Raw genomic sequence first — 19,377 nt, forward strand, 5'->3', positions numbered from 1 at the left:
TACCAGTTTAGGGGGTACTGACTTGTCGGTGAGATGTTTTGAGGCGTAGGAGCTGAGGGCGGGTACTGCGAATACGCGTACTTCTTCATTTGGGTCTTCGAGCAGTTTTACCAGTTTTGGTAGTGCGGACTGGTCTGTGAGTTCTTGGTTAGCGTAGTTGGATAGGGCGATTGCGGCGTTCATGCGTACATTTTGGCTTTTGTCTTCAAGTAGATTTACCAGTTTAGGCAGGGCAGATTTGTCGGTAATCCCTTCGCTGGCATAGTCTGCGATGGCTTCTAGAGCATTTGAGCGTTCCTCATCGTTTTCGTTTTCCAGAAGTTGCACTAATATTTTCAGGATGGTTTCTTCTTCGTTTCCTTCTTCTTCATCCCAATCTCTATCTACAAGGTCTTCACTATTTCCTTTATTCGGGTCTTCATCCTTCATATTCAAACCTTCATTATTTGTTAAATGATTTGCATCAGGTTTCGATGCCTTACGGTTACCTGTATTATTTGGACCAGCTTTTTACGTAGCCTTATATTTAGGCTTGGATTTTTCTATAATTAGGTTTACGCCGAGAAATCGCCTCTCTCACTTTGGTCCGGAGGAATCGGTAAATATTTAAGCGGTTAACTTGGCTTATTAAGCTTTGCACTGAAGAGTGGCTTAAATCAAAACAGTTTAAAAACCAGATTCATATCTTTTTTATAGATTTGCTTGCACAACTCTTAATCCACCTCTACTCTAAAAGTCAAGTTAAAAATTCCTTACCTTTAAAAGATCTATAACCCCCCGTATTCTAAGTGCTTTCCTGAGTTCAATATCTACTATACACTTGCTAAACTTATTAATGCTCACCTATATCGCGGGAACTTAAGAAGCGGGGGAGGAAGCGGATTTTTAGGTTAAGCCTTATGTTTTGTAGTGAGAAATGTTCCTAGTCTAAGCTGAATTCGGCTTAGATTTTATAAAAACTATAAACAAGGCAGAGAAGAAGAAACTAGCAGGGATACCAAAGCACAGCTAAAAAAATAAAAGCAGGAATAATCTCACACCGCATCAAAATATTTCTGATTACCGTTACGTGCCAATTTAGGTAGCATATTGCACAAAAAATCGAAAATCGAAGAGTTTAAAGAGCTAAAGCTAGGGTGGTTCTATTTTCACTTGGAATGAAAATTTATGGTTTGAAACTCTTCTGCTGAAAGAATTGACTCTTGGTTTGATTTCTTTACAAGTTAGTTATATCAGTGGATGAATTAAACGTTCTAACAAAAAAAGATGATCTCGGAATCCAGATTGGAGAGTGGTGAGATACATGAATAGACCTTAGGCGTAATTGATACTTCCGGAAATTTTTTACGTTTTCAAGCGTCTTTTATCACAGTTTTTGCATTTTTCGGTAGGATTTCTGAAGGATTTTAAACTTTTTCGCACCATTTCTGAATAAAAAACGAATAAAAAAATTCTCTTCCGAATTTAATGCCCCAGAATTATTCGAATTTGACGAAAAAGCAAAGAAAAAGAAAAACAGAAAATAAGCAAAACAAAAATTAGAAAGAACCCGTAAAAGACCCATCAAAAGATCTGCATCTTGAAAAACGGTAAAAATCGCTTTCCCCCACCACAAGCAAAGGTAGGGGGATAATCACAAACTTAAACTGGAATTTGGATTTGGAAGCTCACAAAAGTAGGGGAGGCTTCATCGCCGACGATTAAAAACAAGATGCTGGGAGAGGGGAGATAAAACATAGGGGAGGAGGGCGTGAAATTGGGAGGAGGGGAAGTTTTCCACATACTCGTCGACTCAGCCTTTTTTACATTTACTTCTTTTTTAAATATATATAGGTTTCGGCGATTTTTGTGGTTTTCGCAAAAATATTTAGTTTTTATACCATTATTTGGATAATATTTTTGAGATATTCGCAAAAAAGGCGCCTTTTTTAAGAAATATTTTTGAGAACATCCTCAGCTTTTTTAGACAAAAATTTTGATAATTGGAGCAATATTATCTAAAAAAAGATTCAGCGCCCCTCTGAAACCATAAACGGCAAGAAAATAGTTTACTAAACAATATACTTGAATTTAAAATTATCATTAAAATAAAAATCAACTTTGCCGTCATCAATCCTAATGTATTATAATTCAATTTTCACAATTTGCCCTTCTCTTCAGCCTTTCAAGAAGGGGGTCCCTTATTCCAGCCTCTTTAAACCCTTTGGCTCTCAGCAAGCAGGAGTCGCACTTACCACAGGGAACCTCATCCCCCTCGTAGCAGCTCCAAGTCCATTCCAAGGGTGCCTCTAACTCCGTCCCCAGCTCCACTATCTCCCTCTTATTCCTATAAATTAGAGGAGTTTCTACCCTCATTTCCACATTATACTTCGAACCAGCCTTAGTGGCCACCCTCATCAATTCGTTGATTTTCTGGTAAAACTCCGGTCTACAATCCGGGTAACCCGAGTAGTCCAAAACATTCGCCGCAATAAAAATTCTAGCCTCAATTTCCTCGGGATCCATGCCCAATCTCTCAATTCTGTGCAGAACCTCGGACTCCAGGTATGCCGCAGCCAAGACGATTAAGAAGGTGTTTCTCAGGGGCACATAAGTTATGGGAACATCCCCCATCATTTCCTCCACACTTCTATCCTTAGGAACCGCAAACAGTTCAGGATGAGTCAAAGCACTGTACCAACCCATCTCCTTAAACGGGGAAATATCTAGTATCTTGTGTTTCAGCCCTAGTATTTTGGCAACCTTTTTTGCGGATTTGATTTCTCTACTCAATTTTTGACCGTAGTGAACCGTTATGGCGTGAACCTCGTAGCCCAGACTCTTGGCGTAGGCCGCAGTGGTTGTAGAGTCCAGCCCACCGCTCAACAAAACAATCCCAATCTTCATGTTCTCACCCGAAAAAACGAGTTTCACTCTAATCCTTCATTCCTAGTATACACATTAAAAGTTTGATATTAATGCTTATTTAAAATTCGCAAAAAAATGAGGGAAAGAATCATAGAAATCTAGTTGCCAATCACTCACAATTTATTTTCCCATCTGAAATAATTGCTCTTTATTTTACCTGTATTTCATTATTGTTTCAATATTCTTATCCACTTCTTTTTTCGTTTTCGATAATCTTGCTATTCTGATGGCTTCCCTGACACTTGTGGTGTATTCGCAGCACTTTTCAGCAATATAAGTGGCAAGGCTTTTCTCTACTTTTTTTCTCTTCACGAGAAGGTACTCCTTTCTCCTGCCACCTTAAGCCTTTATTATATCCGCCGACAGCAACTTGTGAACTATCGACCAGTGAACACCGACATCCTGCCAGCTCCAGTACGGCTTTAGATCCCTCATTCCTCTCCAAATCGGGTCAGTTTTGTATTCCTTCCTCTTCTTTTCTTCATACCTAACTATTTTTTCCAGAGCCTTACGGATTTCCCTATCCTCAAGAAAATGAGTAATATCATCCATACGCTTAACCCCCATTTCAGTAATTCACAAACAAGATTTCGACCCGAAGCACTTCTATTTGTACCTGTATCATATTATATCTTTAAAGTTTTACTAAAATACTTTCTCATCGCATCCCCTCTACCGGGCTTTCACACGCTTAACTATGGGCGGCCGTTTTTTGTAAAGGACACGGTAACCGCATTCAGGACATTGAATTCGATCCCGTGAAAGATTCTCTCTTGTTATTTTTTTCCCACACTTCCCACATATATACACCATCACAATCAACTCCTATCATGATTCTCCTAGTAAAAGAAAAAAGAACTCCCTCACGAATAATGCTTTGAAATAGGGCGAAAAGTTGTTATTATAATATTTTACATCTAAATGCTAATTTTTAGATGATTATTACTCACACATATCCATTTTTCCATTCCTGAATGGTTCCCCCCAATTTACTATGATTTTAGTTAATTGTGGAGAACGTCCGGTATCTGTTGGTGGACTTTTTTCAAGTTTCTACGATTCCATCTCCGTCCATTTCGCTAAACTTGAAGGTTTTGTTGATTTCATGAGTTCACCGTATACATTAGACCAATTTCCATATTAACATTCTCATACAGCTCGATTCCAGAACCCAAGCCTCTCTCATCTACCAATTCGAAACTAAATCCAGAATCGGTGACTATGTATTCTCCATATTTGAATGGCGTTTCATTCTCTATCCGTTCCCGCATTTTTTCGGTAACTTCTCCAAAGTAATCCCAATCAAATTCACTATCAGAGGTATTTTCCTCCGGTTCCTCCTCAGAATATAACAAGTACTTTATGTATTTTACAAGATGATCCACCTGGTCGAACTTGTATTCTTTGTCATACATACAACGGATCATTTGTTTACCATCACCATCAACAAAGTCTCCATCGAATTTCATTAGTTCCAGTTTTCTATGCTGTTCCTCCATCCAGTTAACGTGTTCCTTGTAACTCTGAATTATCTCCATAATAGTTTCTCCGGAAAATAAGCTTAACGAGTAATCCTCGTTATAAGTAAGAGTGATTGTTTGGTGCTCAAAATCGAAACACAGTTCCACAGCCCCCTTGAAGCAAGCAAAATCGAAGATATGTAAACCCGCGCACCAAGTCCAAGTATCAAGATATAATGTTTTCCAGAGCCTTCTCCACCCTTGCCACAATCTCTAGCTCTTCCTCCCTTAAATCTTTTATAATTTCCTCTTTCCTCTTCTTAAACCAGTCTGGACTATTTAATCTTTGGCCTCTAAAGTTTTTCTCAGCTCTCGGTTCCCTTAAATCTTCCACTATTTCCTCTCTCTCCTTATTGAAACAGTGCGGAGGAGTCAAACTGGGGGTTCTAAAGTATCCTAACGTATCCGCATTTTGTCTCCATTTTCCCAGCCATTCTCTAAGACGTCTCAAGCTGCAAAAGGTGTGCTCAGAAGCTTCCCACGCCCTATAAAGAGTGTATCTTACTGCCAAAGTTCTTTTATCACAAACATCACAAAACAATAACATTATCTAAACCTCCAACCTTCATTTTCCCAACCTCATCAATTAACAGACTTAACGATCCAAACCATTTGGATCATCTTACACGATATGAATATTCGGTAAATTCATCTACATCATCAATTCGAAAATATTTCTAAAATTCACCCTCTCAATAAATTTGTAAATGAATTCGAGTAACCACATCCTAGACTAAAACATTAATTCCAGTTCCCCCAAGTTCTTAATAATTCTATACTAGTGCCGAGCTTAGCAATTTAAATCCTGATAACTTCATGCTTTATAAACGTTACCCCTAATTATTCTCTCTAATAAAAATTTTTATTATAGGCCGCTGCTACTACGGATTCCTAGTCTGTCTTTCTTGCAGTTAAATAAGTAGGTTATGTCATTTGTTAAGTTATTAACATATTACTCTGTTAAGTTGTAGAATTTGTTTTTCCGGCTTTTTTCATTTCGTCAAGTATTTTCTCGTACGTGGGGTAAAGTGATCGTAAACACAAGATCCTCTCGGGTAGATATGATTTTTCGGCTATTGATGGTTTTTCCTTTAATATTTCTATAAATTTAAATATGGCAATATCCATGAGCTCCTTATCATGGTATTTTGTAAGGGCATCCGCAGCTTTCTGGATTACGTATTCATTTTCGTCCGCTAATAATTCTACCAGTTTTATTGGAATAATCAATTCTGGTGCTGATGCCTTGCCAGGGTTTGAATTGTTTCCCGCCTGCTCTTTTATGATGCCCGGGAATTGTGGAAGAAGGAGGGAAATGGTGTTTCAGGCAATTTTTTGGCGATGAGGGCTACCTGGACACCGTTATTTTCCCAAAAGAAGCGTTTAGAACGCCTCTTTTCGAACCCGCCAACCTGAACCCATTTATTAAAAACACTTCGGAACCACAATCAGCAGAAGAGCGGCAAAACCTACTCGCAGATAAGACGAAAGCCACAACAGGCAAAACATAAGAACCAGAATCGAATAATCCTATCCACAAGTCCTCCTTCAGCGTATTTACCAATGGCATAAGCTGCACTAGCACGAACTTTTGGGCTTTGATCATTTAGCAATTCCTCAAGTTTCCCAGGAACTTCATAAAACTTCTGAATTATCCATGCGTAATCATCTAGGACAATTATAGCTTTCTCACGTACCTCCGGGTTTCCATCTTCTAACTGCTGTAGGAGTTTTGATAGATCGAAAAAAATCCTCCACCTTTTCTTTATCTCCCTTCTCCTTCTGTTTCTCTGATACATCCATAGATTTTTCTGATTACTTATCTCCTTCTTTCGACATCTTATCACCCCTCTAACGTTCAGGGAGCAATTATTCTGCTGAAATCTCCTACCTTTTCTACCCTGAACTGAACTGGAAACATCTCCTGAACTTCCTTAACATGAGTTATTACAATTATTTTCTTAAAGCTGCTTCCCAGTAAATTGAAAATGTTGATTATGGCTTGCCTTCCATCGTCATCCAGTGTTCCGAATCCTTCATCAATCATCAAGGATTCTATACAAGCAGTTCTTCCCCCCATTTTGGTTAGTAATTCGCTGATTGCGAGTCTCAGGGCGAAGTTGATTCTCATTTTTTCTCCGCCACTGTATCTACCGACATGTTTTGATTTTCCTCCCTCAAGAACCTTGACGTATATTTTGTCCTGCTCCATGCTGACTTCTAATCCCAGCTGAGCCTCCGTCAATTTGTGCAGCAGTTCAGTGGATCTGGCTCCCACTAAGGGCATAATTTTTTTAAGCATTATAAAAGGTATGCCATCCTTGCTGAAAGCCTCTTCAAGTATGCTGAGTCTTTTGTCCATAATTCGTTTTACATCGTACTCTTTTTGAACTGTTTTAAGCTGCTCTTTCTTGTTTTTTATTTCCAGGAGTTCGTTTTTCAGATGCTCTACTCGTTGTTTCTCTTCGCCCTTAATGGTTTGCAGCCTTGAGAGTTTTTCTCCAATTTCTTTGGATTTCTTGTCTAATTCTTCCCATCTTCTTGCAGCATTTTCGAGCTCGTTTTTTCTTTTTTCATTAACCTTGTATAATCCATTTTTTTCCTCTATTATTTTTTCCAGATTTTCTATTTCTTTTACAACTTTCGATTTTCTCGAAACTTTCTCTCTAAGAGCCGCATCTCTCTGAGGCACTTCCCTTAGTTCTTGGAATTCCCCCTCCAATTTATAATGTAATTCCTGGTCATACTTCAAAGATTTTATTTGTTCGTTCAGCTGCTTGATTTGCTTCTTTTCTTCCTCAATAAAGCTCTCTTCGGAAAAAATTTCCTGCTTCGTTTTTAGTTCATTTTCAATTTTTTCAATTTCTGTTTGCAGTTCACTAATTCTGTTTTGAAGGCTTTGAAGTTCAGTCTTCTTTTTTTCCAAGTTTTTCGACGCTTTCTGTTTTTGTCTCATCTTTTTATCAATGGATTCTAATTCTTTCTTCAGTCGCTCTAGTTCTTTATCGACCTTACGTTTTTCAGCTTCAAGGGGAGATTTCTCGTTCTCTAGGTGTTTAACTCTCTCTTCTTTTTTCTCTTCCGTCAAATCACTGCCACAGACCGGACACTTCGGCTCAGTAGTTTTTTCCAGTGTACCGAGTGTTTCGTTAATGGTTGATATTTTTGTTCCAAACTCAACCGAGAGCTTAAGAGCAGCTTCTCTTTCAGTTTCAATACTTTTCTTATTTTCCTCTAGGACTATTATTTCCGATTCAGGATTGCCAAGCTCAGCGATTTCCCCCTCCAAAGATTTAACCCGATTAGCGTTCTCCTGGATTGAACTAATAGATTCCTCTTTTTCCCTAGTTAATCTTTGAATTTCACTCTGCAAACTTTCTCTTTTCGTGTTGATGATCTTTTCTAATTTATCGATGTTTTCCGTTAGTTTAAGGTTCTGTTTCTCTTTTTCTTGGAGTTCTTTTAGCTGTGGTTCCAGTTCATTATACTTTTTGATTTTCGGTTGAAGCTCTTTTAACTCATTCTCAGCTCCCAGAATCTCTTTATATTCGTCCCCTTTACTTTCGAGTTCACTTTGTCTGCTGTTTATTTCTTCCTGAATATGTTCTAATTTTTCTAAAAGATTATCGTAATCTTTTTTGTCCGCACTTGCTTGGTTAAGATCTTCTTCGATCTTCTTTTTATTCTGCTCTGTTTCAACGACTTCAGATTTTATTTTTTCAAATTCTTTCTCTGCTTCTTCCAAGTTTTTCTTTGCTTCAGATTCTTTTTCGACGTCGGCTTCTAGTATTTTAATTTGACCGGAAATATTTTCCATCTCTGCGTTTAATTTGATTTGTCTACTTTTTACTTCTTTAAGATAATCTTCATACTTTGTGAGTCCAAACATTTTCATGAATAAATCTTTCCTTTTAGCAGGTTTGGCTTCTGTTAGAGCTTCAAATTCTCCCTGTGTCATCACCACGGAGTGGGTGAAAGAATCATAGTCCATCCCGATTAAACTCTCTATGCTCTTTGTAACCTCCTTTGGAGCTACAGCTTGCTTTGCCTTCGGTCCGGAACTCGAACCGACTTCAATAATTCGGGCGTGGCCACTTGTACCTCTTTTTCTATCCAGTGTTCGTTCCACCTGGTAAATGCTACCATTTAGCTCAAAGGTGAGCGAAACCACAGAGTCCTTGTTTGTCTTGTCGTTGAGAAGCTCGCTTTTCTTCATCTCACCCTTTCCCCTAGTTATGCTCGTATCTCCATATAGACAGAACAGCAGGGCTTCAATGATTGAAGACTTCCCACTACCATTATCTCCAGCAATGACCACCATAGGATAATTGGAAACATCAAAAATTTGCTCCGTTTCCCCATAGCTTCTAAAATTCTTCAGGCTAACAGTCTGTATGTTCATCCTCTTTCCTCCACCTCTCTTATTATCTCCTCACCAAGAGTCAAAATAGCATTAACCTCTTCTTTATCTAATTTTTTAGACTCCAGATACTCTCTCAGAGCCTGTATAGGGCCCAATTCTTCTGGAATTGATAGATCCTGCTTCTCCTCCCCTACTATTTCGAAGTCCGGTTTCAAGCAGAAACTTGCATCCTTTAAAGAGCCATATATCCGGTCATAGTTAACATATTTTAGAGATTCAGCTTCAATCTTTACAATCAGCCGAATTACTGCTCCAGCAATTCTTCTCACATCTTGGGACCTAATTTTCTCAATTTCTCTAATTATATCATCCGAGGGATTATTAGAGCCAACCGCGTCCACCCGGATGGTGGTGTATTCTCGAACATCCAGTTTAATAAACTTCCAAGTTGTTTCGCCATTCTCTATGGTTAGATCTATGAATCCTTTTTCTTCTCCCTCCTCGTTGAAGCTGACATGGTGTATAGATCCGCTGTAAACCGCGGGAGGGTAATGATTCACAACCTGGTGTCTGTGAGCGTGCCCCAGAGCTACATAGTCGAATGAATCTTTCTGCAAAACGGAAATGGGAAGTGCTTCATCGAAAGCAGAAACCAGTAGATCCAGTTCCCCCATCACAGCATTACTCGTCGTAAGGTGGCAGCAAAGGATAGAGGCATCGGCTTTACCCAGTTTCGCGCCTCTCGTAACAAATCTACCAATTTGCTCAGTTATTACATCTTCCCAAATTTTTCTTATCGACTCCGAATTCATTTGAGCTTTTTCTTCTCCTTTTTCAAAAACCTTAACCGCTTTCATGGGATGAACGTACGGTAGCAAGTAGAATCTTGCTTTCTCACCCCTCTTCGATTCAAGTTCTACATGTTCTGGTTTTTCGGATGCGGTGTTTATGAAGGTTTTCGCGCCCTCTGCGAATATCTCTGCTATGGTAGAGAATAGATCCACAGGAGAGCTACGCGCTTCATGCTTTGGCAGGTCATGGTTTCCTGCTATCATGATTATTTGAATTCCTTTGTCTATTAGGGGCTTTAGTATTTTAGCAAACCTTTTCATCAATGTCGTGGTAGGATTGGAGCTGTGAAAAACGTCACCACAAATCAAGAAGAAATCAGCATCATTATCAACAGCGTACTTCACAACCCGGGAAAGATAATCCTCGCAGAGCAATGTTATCTCAGGAAGAGATTCCCGAGCATCCATCCGAGAATGCCGGTTTATGCCATAATGAATATCTGCTAAGTGAATTATTCTCATAACCACACCCTTCAAAACTTATGGCTCTTTAAAGAGAGACTCTTCCCTGTCTAAATCCTCCTCGCTTTTTTCACTAGCAAGCAATGAAGTTTTTAAATCTTCAAACAGGCTGACCTTAACTGGAAACGGAGTGTCAATAACAATGTTGCTCATAACCGCTTCCCCCGTGTCTCCATGCTGAATGTAAAACTCGTAGGGTGTAAAGTCGGTAGGAACTCTTCTGAGCACTTCCTGTCTATCAGTTTCCTGAGGCACCTGAAGAACAGATATGAAACCCGCAGCTTGGCTCACAACGAATGGCTCCACTCCCCGCAGAGACTGGAAAATGTAGAGATAGCCCATACGATATTTGCGGGCGCCAGTTGCCATATCCGATAGCCTCTTTATCTCCTCCTCAACCATCCAAACAAAGGATTCAGTCATTTCCTCATTAATAAAGTAGAATAGTGGATGAGAACTGAAGCCGGCCTTATCCTCTATAAACGCCTTCTCTCTCCAAGATTTTACCTGCTCTATAATCAATGTTTCGAGTATGGAGCGTTCTTCCTTCTCAAATCGGGAACAGTTAATTATTATCCAGTCGCCATTATACTGTGCCCTCCAAAGCTCCCCGTAGAGATTGCCTTCCACTGCAACAGGTTTATACTGCTCTTCGTCATCATCCCACTCGCCCTGAATTATGTTCCGCAAAGATTTAGCTGTTTTCATAGATCTTAAAGCCGCTCTTATAGTCTCTTTATGGTAAGGTTTCCCCTCAAGAAGAGACTTCGCGTCTGGCTCATCGGCTCTTATAAACCAGTTGAGAGCTTGGAGGGAGACTAGGTTCAACCGCTCTTTGCCCGATTCATCTTTCGGGGCCCCAATTTTTTCCCCAGTAAGCTTGTTTACACCTTCCTCTTGGTATAACGCTTTCAGAAGGTCTCTAATGACAAATTCTGCTTGTTGGGACCCAGTTATTTTTGTGAAGACCCAGAAGGGAATTCGCTCTACTGGAATACGGTATTTTTGATCCTCAAAGGGATCAACAATAATTAGTCCGTTCTGCTTCTCCGTTTTAAATAGTGGTACCAGACTCCTAAAATCTTGATAATATTCTCCATGTTTGTCTAGGACCACACCCCCCATCTTAAGATGTCGGCCGCGCATACGATTATGCATTAAAGCCCTCAGCAAGAGCATTTCCGCAGTATTCGTTTTCCCTCTGCCACTAAGAGCAATGATGGCCCCGTTACAGTTCTCCCCCGGCTTAAGAATAATCCTATAAGGGAAGAGAGAACCATCAGCATTCACAACCCCGGGAATCACTCCTATCTCTAGCGAGATAACGTCACTATCTCTAAATTTGAAAATGGGCTCAATGTCTGAGCCCCGAACCATACGGACTGGAGAACCCAAAGTTACCGCCTGCCCCGTGATCACTTTCTTCCTCTTCTTACCCTTTTCTTCAACTTCTATAACGGTTTTAGATATTCGAGCTTTAAACTCAGATTCAGTTCTCTCAACAATAACCCCTATGTGGGTGCATCCCTCATAATCATCCACAGCCACCAAAGGAGTATCCTTTGTATTTAGTGGCTGAGTGCACTGCACGGAAAACGCATCATTCTCAAAAGAAGTCACAATGCCCAACTCGTATCTCGGATCCAAAAGTCTACGCATAACAGATTCTAACTGTGGAGAAGCAATATTAGTCATCTTAGAACAAGCCACAATCACTCTTGCCAAACTAGCCGGACTAAAACCGTCAACCTCAGTAAAATATTCCACTAGCAACCGTGCAATATTAGCAAAATTAGTATTGCTCTTATTTATAAGCGATGTGAGTGTAACCAGCCAATCAAAGTTATTCGCTTCAATAAAAGACTTCAACTGATCCTTGGTAGCAGTGTAAACCACCGAATCTAATCTAAGCAACTCTCGTGGCTCACAAGGAACAAAAGCCTCACTCCATTCTCCCACCCGTACGCCGAAGAAATAACGATTGGAAGTTTTTTCCAACATCCCCTCAAAGAATTCCTTGTTCAGAGTTGTTATTTTGTCCCCCAAGTTGATAAGTATGTTACTTAGTGCAGTGGGGGAAATCTGCTCCTCGCTAAAAATCACACCCAAAGAAACTTTACCATCTTCCAGGATTTGAACAATCTGAGGCAAGCTACGAGTAACCGGCTCACACACCTCAGTTGCAGAATAATAATTTCCAACGAAAAAGTGAAGCCCCACAGTGGACTTCACAGTTCCAACCGGAGCATTATAAATTACACCCATCATTCACACCTCAAAACAGTCTTTTAGTCAAAATCTTAATAGAATCCCTAATACCAAACTCCTGAGCAATAACCCGAATCAAATCCGCAACCTGCATATTAATAGTGCAAAGCTTATGCGAAATAGCCAAAACCGCAGGATAATAAGTCGGCATAATAGTAGATTGAACCAAATAGTGTAAATAGGCTTCCCCAGGAGTTGCATAAGCATACTCTACCCGAGCCCAATCAATAAGGTAACCCACGTAGAAAAACTGAATAGAAGTATCCGGATACCAGCGCCCCAAAGTATCAACATAAGGATTAACACGGGTATTAATCTCAAAAGCCACAGTACGCTCCTCAACATTCTGAACTAAACCATCAACCACCTGAAAATCAATGGTCCGAAAATGATCAGAAGTATGCCGGGATATGATCTCGTTAATAACCTTTCGGGGCTCAGGCACTCCACTAGTTCTGGCTAATTCTTCAGCCAACTCCATATTGTTCTCAATCCACTCCACCACGGTTTCCGCCACCTCATTCGCAGGATTCAGATAGTAACCATAAGTGTGATCCAGCATATTCATAATGGTGTCAATAATATCATGAGACTTGCTGGAAACCACCACCCCAATCAGAGGCGTATTAAACCGTTTACAAGCCTCAAACAGCTTTCTCTGAGCATCAACCAACCTCTGCCTCGAAGTACCGTGAAAATTCTGAAAATACATACTGGAAAGTGGACGATCGAAAAAAGCCACAGTACGCCCCTTCATAGGCTTCAAATACTGCAACTCACAGCCATCCCTTTCCCGAGGGCAACCATACCTCTCAGACTTACAGTTAAGAGGCTTACCATGTAACCTATGAATCATACAGCGTAGACCCTGAGCCTCTACTTCAAACATTTCAACATCCAACCCTCCTTGCACATCGAGCTTGCTGGAAAAACCTCCCTGAAACTTAATAACTGGATTATCCGCTGGAGTGTGCACCACGCCCTTAAAACGCACAACTCCCCCCTGCGGCATAACAAACTTGGAGCCGTCACCACCAATATATAGTATAGGATTATCCTTACAATGTGACAAAACCCACTTCGATCTAACCTCTAAATCAGCCACCGGTTTTTTCGGGTCATAATAAGGAGGTTTATGAGTGGGAGTGGAAATATCCTCCATAATAACGGCTTTAGAGCTGGGACGGTGAGTTTTGAAAGCGTGTGGGAAAATCCCTTGAAGAAGCTCACCTATCTTGAGGAGTTTCTGGTTCTGCTGCCTTTCCTCTTCCAAGGATTTTATGATGGAGATTATTTCCTCTTGTAGGAGGTTTGAAACCGTGACCATCCCATCCTTTCTTCTTTTACAATATTTTTTACCGTAAAACTTATATATAAATGTTACGTGTAATATTACACAGTTACATTAATAATGTAACTATTATTGGTTTGGGAGCACCAATGAAACTAATAGAATGGCTAGTACTACCAGTAAATCCAGACTCATCAGTAAGAGACCACTTCATCAGCAACGAGTTCTACCCCGCGCAAAGGTGGCTACTAATATTCAATCCCAAAGACCCATATAATAGTTCCCACCACCAAGAAATCCGCGAAATCCTAGACACCGCCAGAATCTCCAAGCACGAATCCCTAGAAGCCAATCCCGAAAACTACTACGACGTACTCTTCAGCTTCGACCACTGGATCCAGGAAAAAAACCTAAAACAAGACACCACAATCGCAGTAAGTGCAGCAACAAACGCCATACCCGCCATATGCGCAGTTAGAGACACCCTATCCCGAAGAGGATACAACGGCTTCATATTCAGCTTCAAAAAGAGAGACGGCGTAGCCTACGGAGAACCCCAGGTAACACCGCTAAACACCAACACCCTCACCGAAGACCACTTCAAAATAATCAAAACCCTCCTAGAATTCGACGGAAAAGTGGAAAGCCAAAAAGAACTGCTAGAATACCTAGTAGAAACCGACGAAAAGTACAGCAAGTACAAAGACGATCCAAACACCGGGAAAAGAGTGCTCTCCTACTACCTCCAACAACTAAAACAGCTAAACATCATAAAAACAGCCCACGAAAAAAACGAAAGGCAAACCACACTCATCCTAACCTAAACCAATAAAAAATTCCACCAAAAAATAAAGCATAGAGGGGTGAAAGCAATGGGGGAAGAATATTACTTCGACTCCATAACGGTGAATCTGGAAGCCATCATCGGCATCATATTCTCCATAACCGAAACCTATCCCAAAGAAACAGCAGGCGTACTCTTCGGCTACCCGGACGAGCTCAACGAAGAATACGTCTGCATAGGAGTAGCCCCGTTTCAAACAGCGAAAAGAAGAGACAGAGAAGTAGAGTGGGACAACTCCAAAGAAAACAGAATCAACCATGTAGGAAGACTGCTCGGAAGAGGGAAACCCATAGGAAACTTCCACTCCCACTCCTATCCCAACAACCAAATAATGGAAGCCGACCCTTGGCCAAGTCCAGAAGACTTCAAATCCTGGATAAGTTCCATCTACCCAGTGGAGGCAGTAATAGGGGTAAAAATGCACCGCCAAAAACCACAAAGAAAAGAACAGGTTTGGAAAATACTGGACCGCCCAAAAAACTGCTTGAAAGCCTGCGTAGGCAGATTCGAACTAAGATTCAACTTCTTCACACTCCTAGACCAAAAACCACAGAAACTGGAAATATACTGCCCAGTAATCAACGGCCTAAACTACCTGTGGTACATCTACCAACTCTCACTCCAAGACCTACTAGACTTCAGCCCCAAAGACAGATACACCATAATAGGAAAACTGAAAGAAATATCCCAGGCAGACGCCGAGATAGAAAGAATAATCATTGAAAAATATGATTAGAAGCTAATAAAGAAAATAAAAACAAGTTTAAAGGGGGGATAAGAATGTGTGAACTGTTCGGTTTAAACTCCAACAAAAAAGATAGAGCAGTAAGAAGCCTACCGGAACCTGTTAAGAAAGATAGCTGTTGCCATGACAGCTGGGAAATAGGATACCATAAGGGACCGAAGGTAATAGTCGAACACTCAGGAGAAGATATAAGCAAGCAAGAAGTCAAAAGAAAATTCTCCAACATCACGGAGCAAACAAGAAACAAAACAATAGCCGCTCAGGTCCGGAAAGCAACAGGCGGCACCCTAGATCCCTGCAACCCATACTCCTTCAAAACCAGAGCCCTAGAAAGAGACTGGATATTCACACACAATAAAAACATCAACCTAAATCATCCGGAAAGACCAGACATGGGATCAGAAATAGATTCCGCAAAACTGTTCAGCCATCATTCCTCGGGGGGAATCCCATGCTTGTTACCAGAAATATCTTGTTCCACGGTTGCCCCATTGGTTGCCGCCTTGTCGCTTATTTGGAGGTTGCAGAGTTGATTATCGAATACCGGTTGTGGAAAATCTTAGAAAAACAAGTTTAGAAACAATCCCACTCTGGCGTTAAGTTCGGCTAGCGAGGGGGATTCCTTTCATTTATCCGGGGGATCCTTCGGGAAGGACTTGAGTACCAACCATTCCATGTCTTCGTGTTAAGATGTGGTAGGTTTTGGCGACCAGACTGTTGGATGATGATTGAAAGGAACTTCAATCAAACAATTGTAAAAGGAGGTGATAAATAAAGATGGGAAAGACTTTGAAGAGATGGAAAACAATAGCCCTAGTAGGAATTATAGCAGGTTCTCTATTAACAGTCGGCGTGATAGGCATATATTTACAAGGACAAGGGAAGGTTATACCATTCCCCTTAATGTTGCAGGATACACAACTACAGCAAGACTATGAGCAGTTACTTCAGATGTATGACCAAAAATGTCAGCAATACAATGATTTGTTAGACAATTATGAAACACTTCTATCGGAATATAGTCAACTTTTAACAGAACATCAGGAACTACAGGATGACTATGATAGTTTATTGGTTCAATATAACAATTTACAAGACCAGATTGACTTATTAAACGCACAGATAGCAGACCTACAGAACCAAATTGCAGTGTTAGAGGCACAAATAGATGATTTGAATCAAGAAATAGAGAACTTACAATATACAAATGCACAATTGCAAAGCGAATACGACCAGCTGTTAGCATACTATACTCAACTACAATCAGATTACCAAGACCTACAAGCTGAATATCTATTACTCTCAGCACAATATCAATCACTATATGACCTGTGGACACAACCTCTAACCAGTCCAGTAATTCCAACACCAGAAGAAGTCTACAATTGGCTAATAAACATTGACCGTACCGATGAACTAGAATACAATGAATACTTCATGTGCGGAGATTTCAGCATAATGCTGATAAACCACATGAAAGAGATGAATTGGAGAGGACTATTCGTTACTATGGAAGCAATAATCTTTGAATATACGTATGATGTTGATTGGACTGTTTTGGCTACGAATACAATACTAGTGCCATGGATACTTGCTGGATATTACTATGTACCAATATCTTACTCACAAATATTATCTCCAGAAAATGGTACTGATATGAGTGACTTAGCAATACATTTTCAAGTGATGACAGGTACTGGCGTTTATTTCTCAATTTATAACCAGACAGAATTCAATGTCCTCATAAGTGATTATCCATACAGTTATCTTACAGCAGTTCCATACATAACATACGCCTATCCTGACAATTATACTTCTATGGCAAATATCATATGGAAACCACCAGATAACGGAACCTACTATATGGTATGGTTTGGCTACGATGGTGCAGGTAATTGGGTAAACTATAGTATAGCTCAGAAGACAGTTACATATGACTTAATTCCAGTCGGCGGATTTGGTCACGCATTTGTAGCAATAGAGTGCACTGATGGAATATGGTTCATCGAACCACAAACAGACGGCATGTGGAACTGGTACTATGATACAACACACAACTTGGATTGTCATGAAGTCATGTTTATGTTCACAGACTATACAGAATGTGCCAATGCAACGATGACCAGTATTCCCATATACTTTGACAACAGGTATCCAAACTATAGTCCAACAATGATATTCATATGGCATATAAACAGAATGGCTTAAATTCAGAGAGAATAGTATTTTCCATTCTCTCCAATTTTTTAAGCTGTTAAATATCGGATGTTTTCGGATAAAATACGCCCTGCGATTAGATCCATCATTTTCCACACATATAGAAGCCTTGGAAAATAGACTCCACCTTGTTTTGCGTAACCGATTAGCAGGCACAACCGAAATTTTAGAGATTGTTGGCCGGCTTCAGGCTGAGCTCAGAAATTTTACCTTTAATGATGCTATCAAGTTTCTCATTGACGAGTTTGAGGGAAAGAAAGACTGCAGTGCCTTACGGCTCTTCCTCGGAGTTATAAAGAAGAGCCCGGAAGAGGTGAGGAGGATTCTCGCCGAACTCAGAACCGAGGAGCAAAAGCGACTTGAAGGTTACAGGGCAACCTGGTGTTTGACACACATGTTTTAGTCAAATCACGTGAAGGTTTTTCATGGTGATTTGTGCAAATTATTCTTGTTTTAAAGAACCGGATTCTGCTGTGGGAGATGAGGATAGTTCACAGGTAATGGGCTGGAGCGAAGAGGATGGTTGCGTTGTTGACTTTTGTTTTCCCCCAAAAGTCTCTTGTGATGACGAGGCTTCTTTTCGTTTCGTAGGATTTGATGAAGCTTCTCAGGCTTCTTGAAACTTTCGGTTCTTTGAAGCTTTGATATTTGGCTTCTATGGGGACTATGGCGTCTTTTATTCTGAGCACGAAGTCTACTTCTGCTTTCGCTATGGTTCTCCAATAGTTTATCGTCGCATCTTGGAAAATGTTTCTCAGACTTAGGAAAACATTATTTTCTATTAGTGCTCCGCTGTCGGTTCTTTTTTCTAGGGGGTTGAAATTGTCTATTATATAGTTCCTTAAGCCCGTATCAAAAAAGTATACTTTGGGAACTTTTTTCAGTTCTGTCACAGGATTTCTGTAGAATGGTTGTATCAGGTTTACTATGTAGGTTTCTGAGAGCACTGAAATCATCCTCATAAGTTCTTGATAATAGGTTTGGCAGGTTGTGCAGATTTCATTGTAATTTATCATGTTTCCAACCAGTACTGCTAAAGCCCTAACAACACGCCTGTACTTGAGAGCATCGGTGAATTTGAGAAATTCCACTACATCCCTTGAAACGTAAGTATCGTAAATGTTCTTCAGAATAATTCTTCTTGTCTCAAAATCCTCCGCTTTTACCACAGAAGGATAGCCACCAAATATTACGTACTGATCAAAGAACGGCTTGAATTCCTTAAAGAAAATATCTTTCTCCTCAACCTCAGTTTCTCCTCTTTCTTCTCCTAACAGAAATTCTTTAATCCTTTTGTTTTTCTCCTCATAGATTTTTGCCAGCCTCAAATCTTTTACAACTAGAAACTCGTGGAAACTGAACGGAAATAATTCGAAGAAAAACACTCTTCCAACAAGAAATCTTGCCATGGCACCGCTAATCTCTAGCGAGGAGCTACCGGTAACAATGAACTTGACATCCTCAAAAGTATCGTACAACAATTTAAGCTTCTTGCCGGGATCCTTTACGTAATGGTACTCGTCCATCAAAAAACAGTATCTGCCCTCTTTCACCAGAAAGCTTTTAACATACCTTTTAGGGTCTGTTTCAAAAGCCTCAAGTATATCAGGATCCTCAAAATTCAGAAAAACAACATTTATTCTCTCCTTCCTCAGGGTTCCTTCCAGAATCCTTAGCAGAGTTGTTTTGCCGCTTTGCCTCGGACCCCTAATCGCGTATGCTTCCCTTCTTCCCATCCATTTCAGAAGATTCGCCTCTAGGTCTCTTGGAAAAGTTTCTTCCATGTAAACATTATTAATTTTTACTAAATTTAAATTTTACTAATATTATTTCTAACAAATCATAAATTACACAAGTAAAAAACTTTCAATCTCCGTAGCTGGAGAACGGTTTTTGCAAGGGTTGTATC

20 protein-coding genes are annotated in these 19,377 nt (G+C 40.2%); 6 read left to right on the forward strand and 14 right to left on the reverse strand.

The genetic code is table 11. From position 1 onward, the window contains the following. The 8 genes from ACUVXA_RS03630 to ACUVXA_RS03665 form a co-directional block, all read right to left on the reverse strand. Nucleotides 1-429: HEAT repeat domain-containing protein (locus tag ACUVXA_RS03630; protein ID WP_445869872.1), on the reverse strand; the 429-nt coding region annotated here is incomplete at its 3' end. A gap of 1,701 nt (nt 430-2,130) precedes the next feature. After that, on the reverse strand, nt 2,131-2,886 hold the full coding sequence (gene queC, locus ACUVXA_RS03635) for a 7-cyano-7-deazaguanine synthase QueC (protein ID WP_445869873.1): 756 nt from the start codon (nt 2,884-2,886) through the stop codon (nt 2,131-2,133). A 174-nt stretch (nt 2,887-3,060) separates the two neighbouring features. Beyond that, complete coding sequence (locus ACUVXA_RS03640; protein ID WP_445869874.1) at nt 3,061-3,219, reverse strand: hypothetical protein; 159 nt, start codon at nt 3,217-3,219, stop codon at nt 3,061-3,063. Nucleotides 3,220-3,246: 27 nt separating this feature from the next. Continuing rightward, complete coding sequence (locus ACUVXA_RS03645; protein WP_445869875.1) at nt 3,247-3,459, reverse strand: hypothetical protein; 213 nt, start codon at nt 3,457-3,459, stop codon at nt 3,247-3,249. A gap of 120 nt (nt 3,460-3,579) precedes the next feature. Beyond that, nucleotides 3,580-3,720, reverse strand: a complete 141-nt coding sequence (locus ACUVXA_RS03650; RefSeq protein ID WP_445869876.1) for an Rpo12/RPC10 RNA polymerase subunit family protein — start codon at nt 3,718-3,720, stop codon at nt 3,580-3,582. A gap of 290 nt (nt 3,721-4,010) precedes the next feature. Next, nucleotides 4,011-4,637: a hypothetical protein gene (locus ACUVXA_RS03655; RefSeq protein ID WP_445869877.1), complete on the reverse strand. Its 627-nt coding sequence runs from the start codon at nt 4,635-4,637 to the stop codon at nt 4,011-4,013. Then, nucleotides 4,594-4,974: a hypothetical protein gene (locus ACUVXA_RS03660; protein ID WP_445869878.1), complete on the reverse strand. Its 381-nt coding sequence runs from the start codon at nt 4,972-4,974 to the stop codon at nt 4,594-4,596. The genes ACUVXA_RS03655 and ACUVXA_RS03660 overlap by 44 nt, the downstream gene beginning before the upstream one ends. Nucleotides 4,975-5,387: 413 nt before the next feature. Next, nucleotides 5,388-5,657, reverse strand: coding sequence for a hypothetical protein (locus tag ACUVXA_RS03665; RefSeq protein WP_445869879.1), 270 nt, complete (start codon nt 5,655-5,657; stop codon nt 5,388-5,390). A 68-nt stretch (nt 5,658-5,725) separates the two neighbouring features. Here ACUVXA_RS03665 and ACUVXA_RS03670 point away from each other — a divergent pair, with 68 nt between their 5' ends. Next, nucleotides 5,726-5,938, forward strand: a complete 213-nt coding sequence (locus ACUVXA_RS03670; RefSeq protein ID WP_445869880.1) for a hypothetical protein — start codon at nt 5,726-5,728, stop codon at nt 5,936-5,938. On the opposite strand, the gene ACUVXA_RS03675 is transcribed toward ACUVXA_RS03670, so the two are convergent. Genes ACUVXA_RS03675 through ACUVXA_RS03695 form a run of 5 tightly spaced genes read right to left on the reverse strand, consistent with a single transcriptional unit; the run spans nt 5,897 to nt 13,698 of the window. Further along, nucleotides 5,897-6,274: a HEAT repeat domain-containing protein gene (locus tag ACUVXA_RS03675; protein WP_445869881.1), complete on the reverse strand. Its 378-nt coding sequence runs from the start codon at nt 6,272-6,274 to the stop codon at nt 5,897-5,899. The two genes, ACUVXA_RS03670 and ACUVXA_RS03675, sit on opposite strands and share 42 nt — an antisense overlap. Before the next feature lie 11 nt (nt 6,275-6,285). Further along, nucleotides 6,286-8,829: an AAA family ATPase gene (locus tag ACUVXA_RS03680; RefSeq protein ID WP_445869882.1), complete on the reverse strand. Its 2,544-nt coding sequence runs from the start codon at nt 8,827-8,829 to the stop codon at nt 6,286-6,288. Next, the gene (locus ACUVXA_RS03685; protein ID WP_445869883.1) at nt 8,826-10,103 is read right to left on the reverse strand and encodes a metallophosphoesterase family protein; all 1,278 of its coding nucleotides are present in this window, start codon (nt 10,101-10,103) and stop codon (nt 8,826-8,828) included. The genes ACUVXA_RS03680 and ACUVXA_RS03685 overlap by 4 nt, the downstream gene beginning before the upstream one ends. Nucleotides 10,104-10,121: 18 nt before the next feature. After that, entirely contained in the window at nt 10,122-12,371 is a 2,250-nt protein-coding gene (locus ACUVXA_RS03690; protein ID WP_445869884.1) for a helicase HerA domain-containing protein, read from the reverse strand. Between the two features lie 7 nt (nt 12,372-12,378). Further along, nucleotides 12,379-13,698: a hypothetical protein gene (locus tag ACUVXA_RS03695; RefSeq protein ID WP_445869885.1), complete on the reverse strand. Its 1,320-nt coding sequence runs from the start codon at nt 13,696-13,698 to the stop codon at nt 12,379-12,381. Between the two features lie 113 nt (nt 13,699-13,811). Between ACUVXA_RS03695 and ACUVXA_RS03700 the strand changes: the two genes are divergently transcribed. The 5 genes from ACUVXA_RS03700 to ACUVXA_RS03720 all read left to right on the forward strand — a co-directional run bounded on the left by ACUVXA_RS03700 (nt 13,812) and on the right by ACUVXA_RS03720 (nt 17,871). After that, entirely contained in the window at nt 13,812-14,486 is a 675-nt protein-coding gene (locus ACUVXA_RS03700) for a hypothetical protein (RefSeq protein ID WP_445869886.1), read from the forward strand. Nucleotides 14,487-14,534: 48 nt separating this feature from the next. After that, nucleotides 14,535-15,242: a hypothetical protein gene (locus ACUVXA_RS03705; RefSeq protein ID WP_445869887.1), complete on the forward strand. Its 708-nt coding sequence runs from the start codon at nt 14,535-14,537 to the stop codon at nt 15,240-15,242. 44 nt (nt 15,243-15,286) lie between these two features. Continuing rightward, on the forward strand, nt 15,287-15,784 hold the full coding sequence (locus ACUVXA_RS03710; protein ID WP_445869888.1) for a class II glutamine amidotransferase: 498 nt from the start codon (nt 15,287-15,289) through the stop codon (nt 15,782-15,784). A 244-nt stretch (nt 15,785-16,028) separates the two neighbouring features. Further along, nucleotides 16,029-17,459 carry a hypothetical protein gene (locus ACUVXA_RS03715; protein ID WP_445869889.1) on the forward strand — a complete coding sequence of 477 codons (1,431 nt, stop codon included), beginning with the start codon at nt 16,029-16,031 and terminating at the stop codon, nt 17,457-17,459. A gap of 118 nt (nt 17,460-17,577) precedes the next feature. Beyond that, nucleotides 17,578-17,871, forward strand: a complete 294-nt coding sequence (locus tag ACUVXA_RS03720; RefSeq protein WP_445869890.1) for a hypothetical protein — start codon at nt 17,578-17,580, stop codon at nt 17,869-17,871. A gap of 88 nt (nt 17,872-17,959) precedes the next feature. Here ACUVXA_RS03720 and ACUVXA_RS03725 read toward each other — a convergent pair whose 3' ends face one another. After that, complete coding sequence (locus ACUVXA_RS03725) at nt 17,960-19,252, reverse strand: ATP-binding protein (RefSeq protein ID WP_445869891.1); 1,293 nt, start codon at nt 19,250-19,252, stop codon at nt 17,960-17,962. Between the last annotated feature and the right edge of the window lie 125 nt (nt 19,253-19,377).

Source organism: Candidatus Jordarchaeum sp. (genome assembly GCF_052745115.1).

Bases quoted from the DNA above. Each gene is read 5' to 3' on its own strand.
- queC (WP_445869873.1), bottom strand. From the start codon at position 2,886: ATGAAGATTGGGATTGTTTTGTTGAGCGGTGGGCTGGACTCTACAACC.
- ACUVXA_RS03645 (WP_445869875.1), bottom strand. From the start codon at position 3,459: ATGGATGATATTACTCATTTTCTTGAGGATAGGGAAATCCGTAAGGCT.
- ACUVXA_RS03650 (WP_445869876.1), bottom strand. From the start codon at position 3,720: ATGGTGTATATATGTGGGAAGTGTGGGAAAAAAATAACAAGAGAGAAT.
- ACUVXA_RS03660 (WP_445869878.1), bottom strand. From the start codon at position 4,974: ATGTTATTGTTTTGTGATGTTTGTGATAAAAGAACTTTGGCAGTAAGA.
- ACUVXA_RS03680 (WP_445869882.1), bottom strand. From the start codon at position 8,829: ATGAACATACAGACTGTTAGCCTGAAGAATTTTAGAAGCTATGGGGAA.
- ACUVXA_RS03685 (WP_445869883.1), bottom strand. From the start codon at position 10,103: ATGAGAATAATTCACTTAGCAGATATTCATTATGGCATAAACCGGCAT.
- ACUVXA_RS03690 (WP_445869884.1), bottom strand. From the start codon at position 12,371: ATGATGGGTGTAATTTATAATGCTCCGGTTGGAACTGTGAAGTCCACT.
- ACUVXA_RS03695 (WP_445869885.1), bottom strand. From the start codon at position 13,698: ATGGTCACGGTTTCAAACCTCCTACAAGAGGAAATAATCTCCATCATA.
- ACUVXA_RS03700 (WP_445869886.1), top strand. From the start codon at position 13,812: ATGAAACTAATAGAATGGCTAGTACTACCAGTAAATCCAGACTCATCA.
- ACUVXA_RS03705 (WP_445869887.1), top strand. From the start codon at position 14,535: ATGGGGGAAGAATATTACTTCGACTCCATAACGGTGAATCTGGAAGCC.
- ACUVXA_RS03710 (WP_445869888.1), top strand. From the start codon at position 15,287: ATGTGTGAACTGTTCGGTTTAAACTCCAACAAAAAAGATAGAGCAGTA.
- ACUVXA_RS03715 (WP_445869889.1), top strand. From the start codon at position 16,029: ATGGGAAAGACTTTGAAGAGATGGAAAACAATAGCCCTAGTAGGAATT.
- ACUVXA_RS03725 (WP_445869891.1), bottom strand. From the start codon at position 19,252: ATGGAAGAAACTTTTCCAAGAGACCTAGAGGCGAATCTTCTGAAATGG.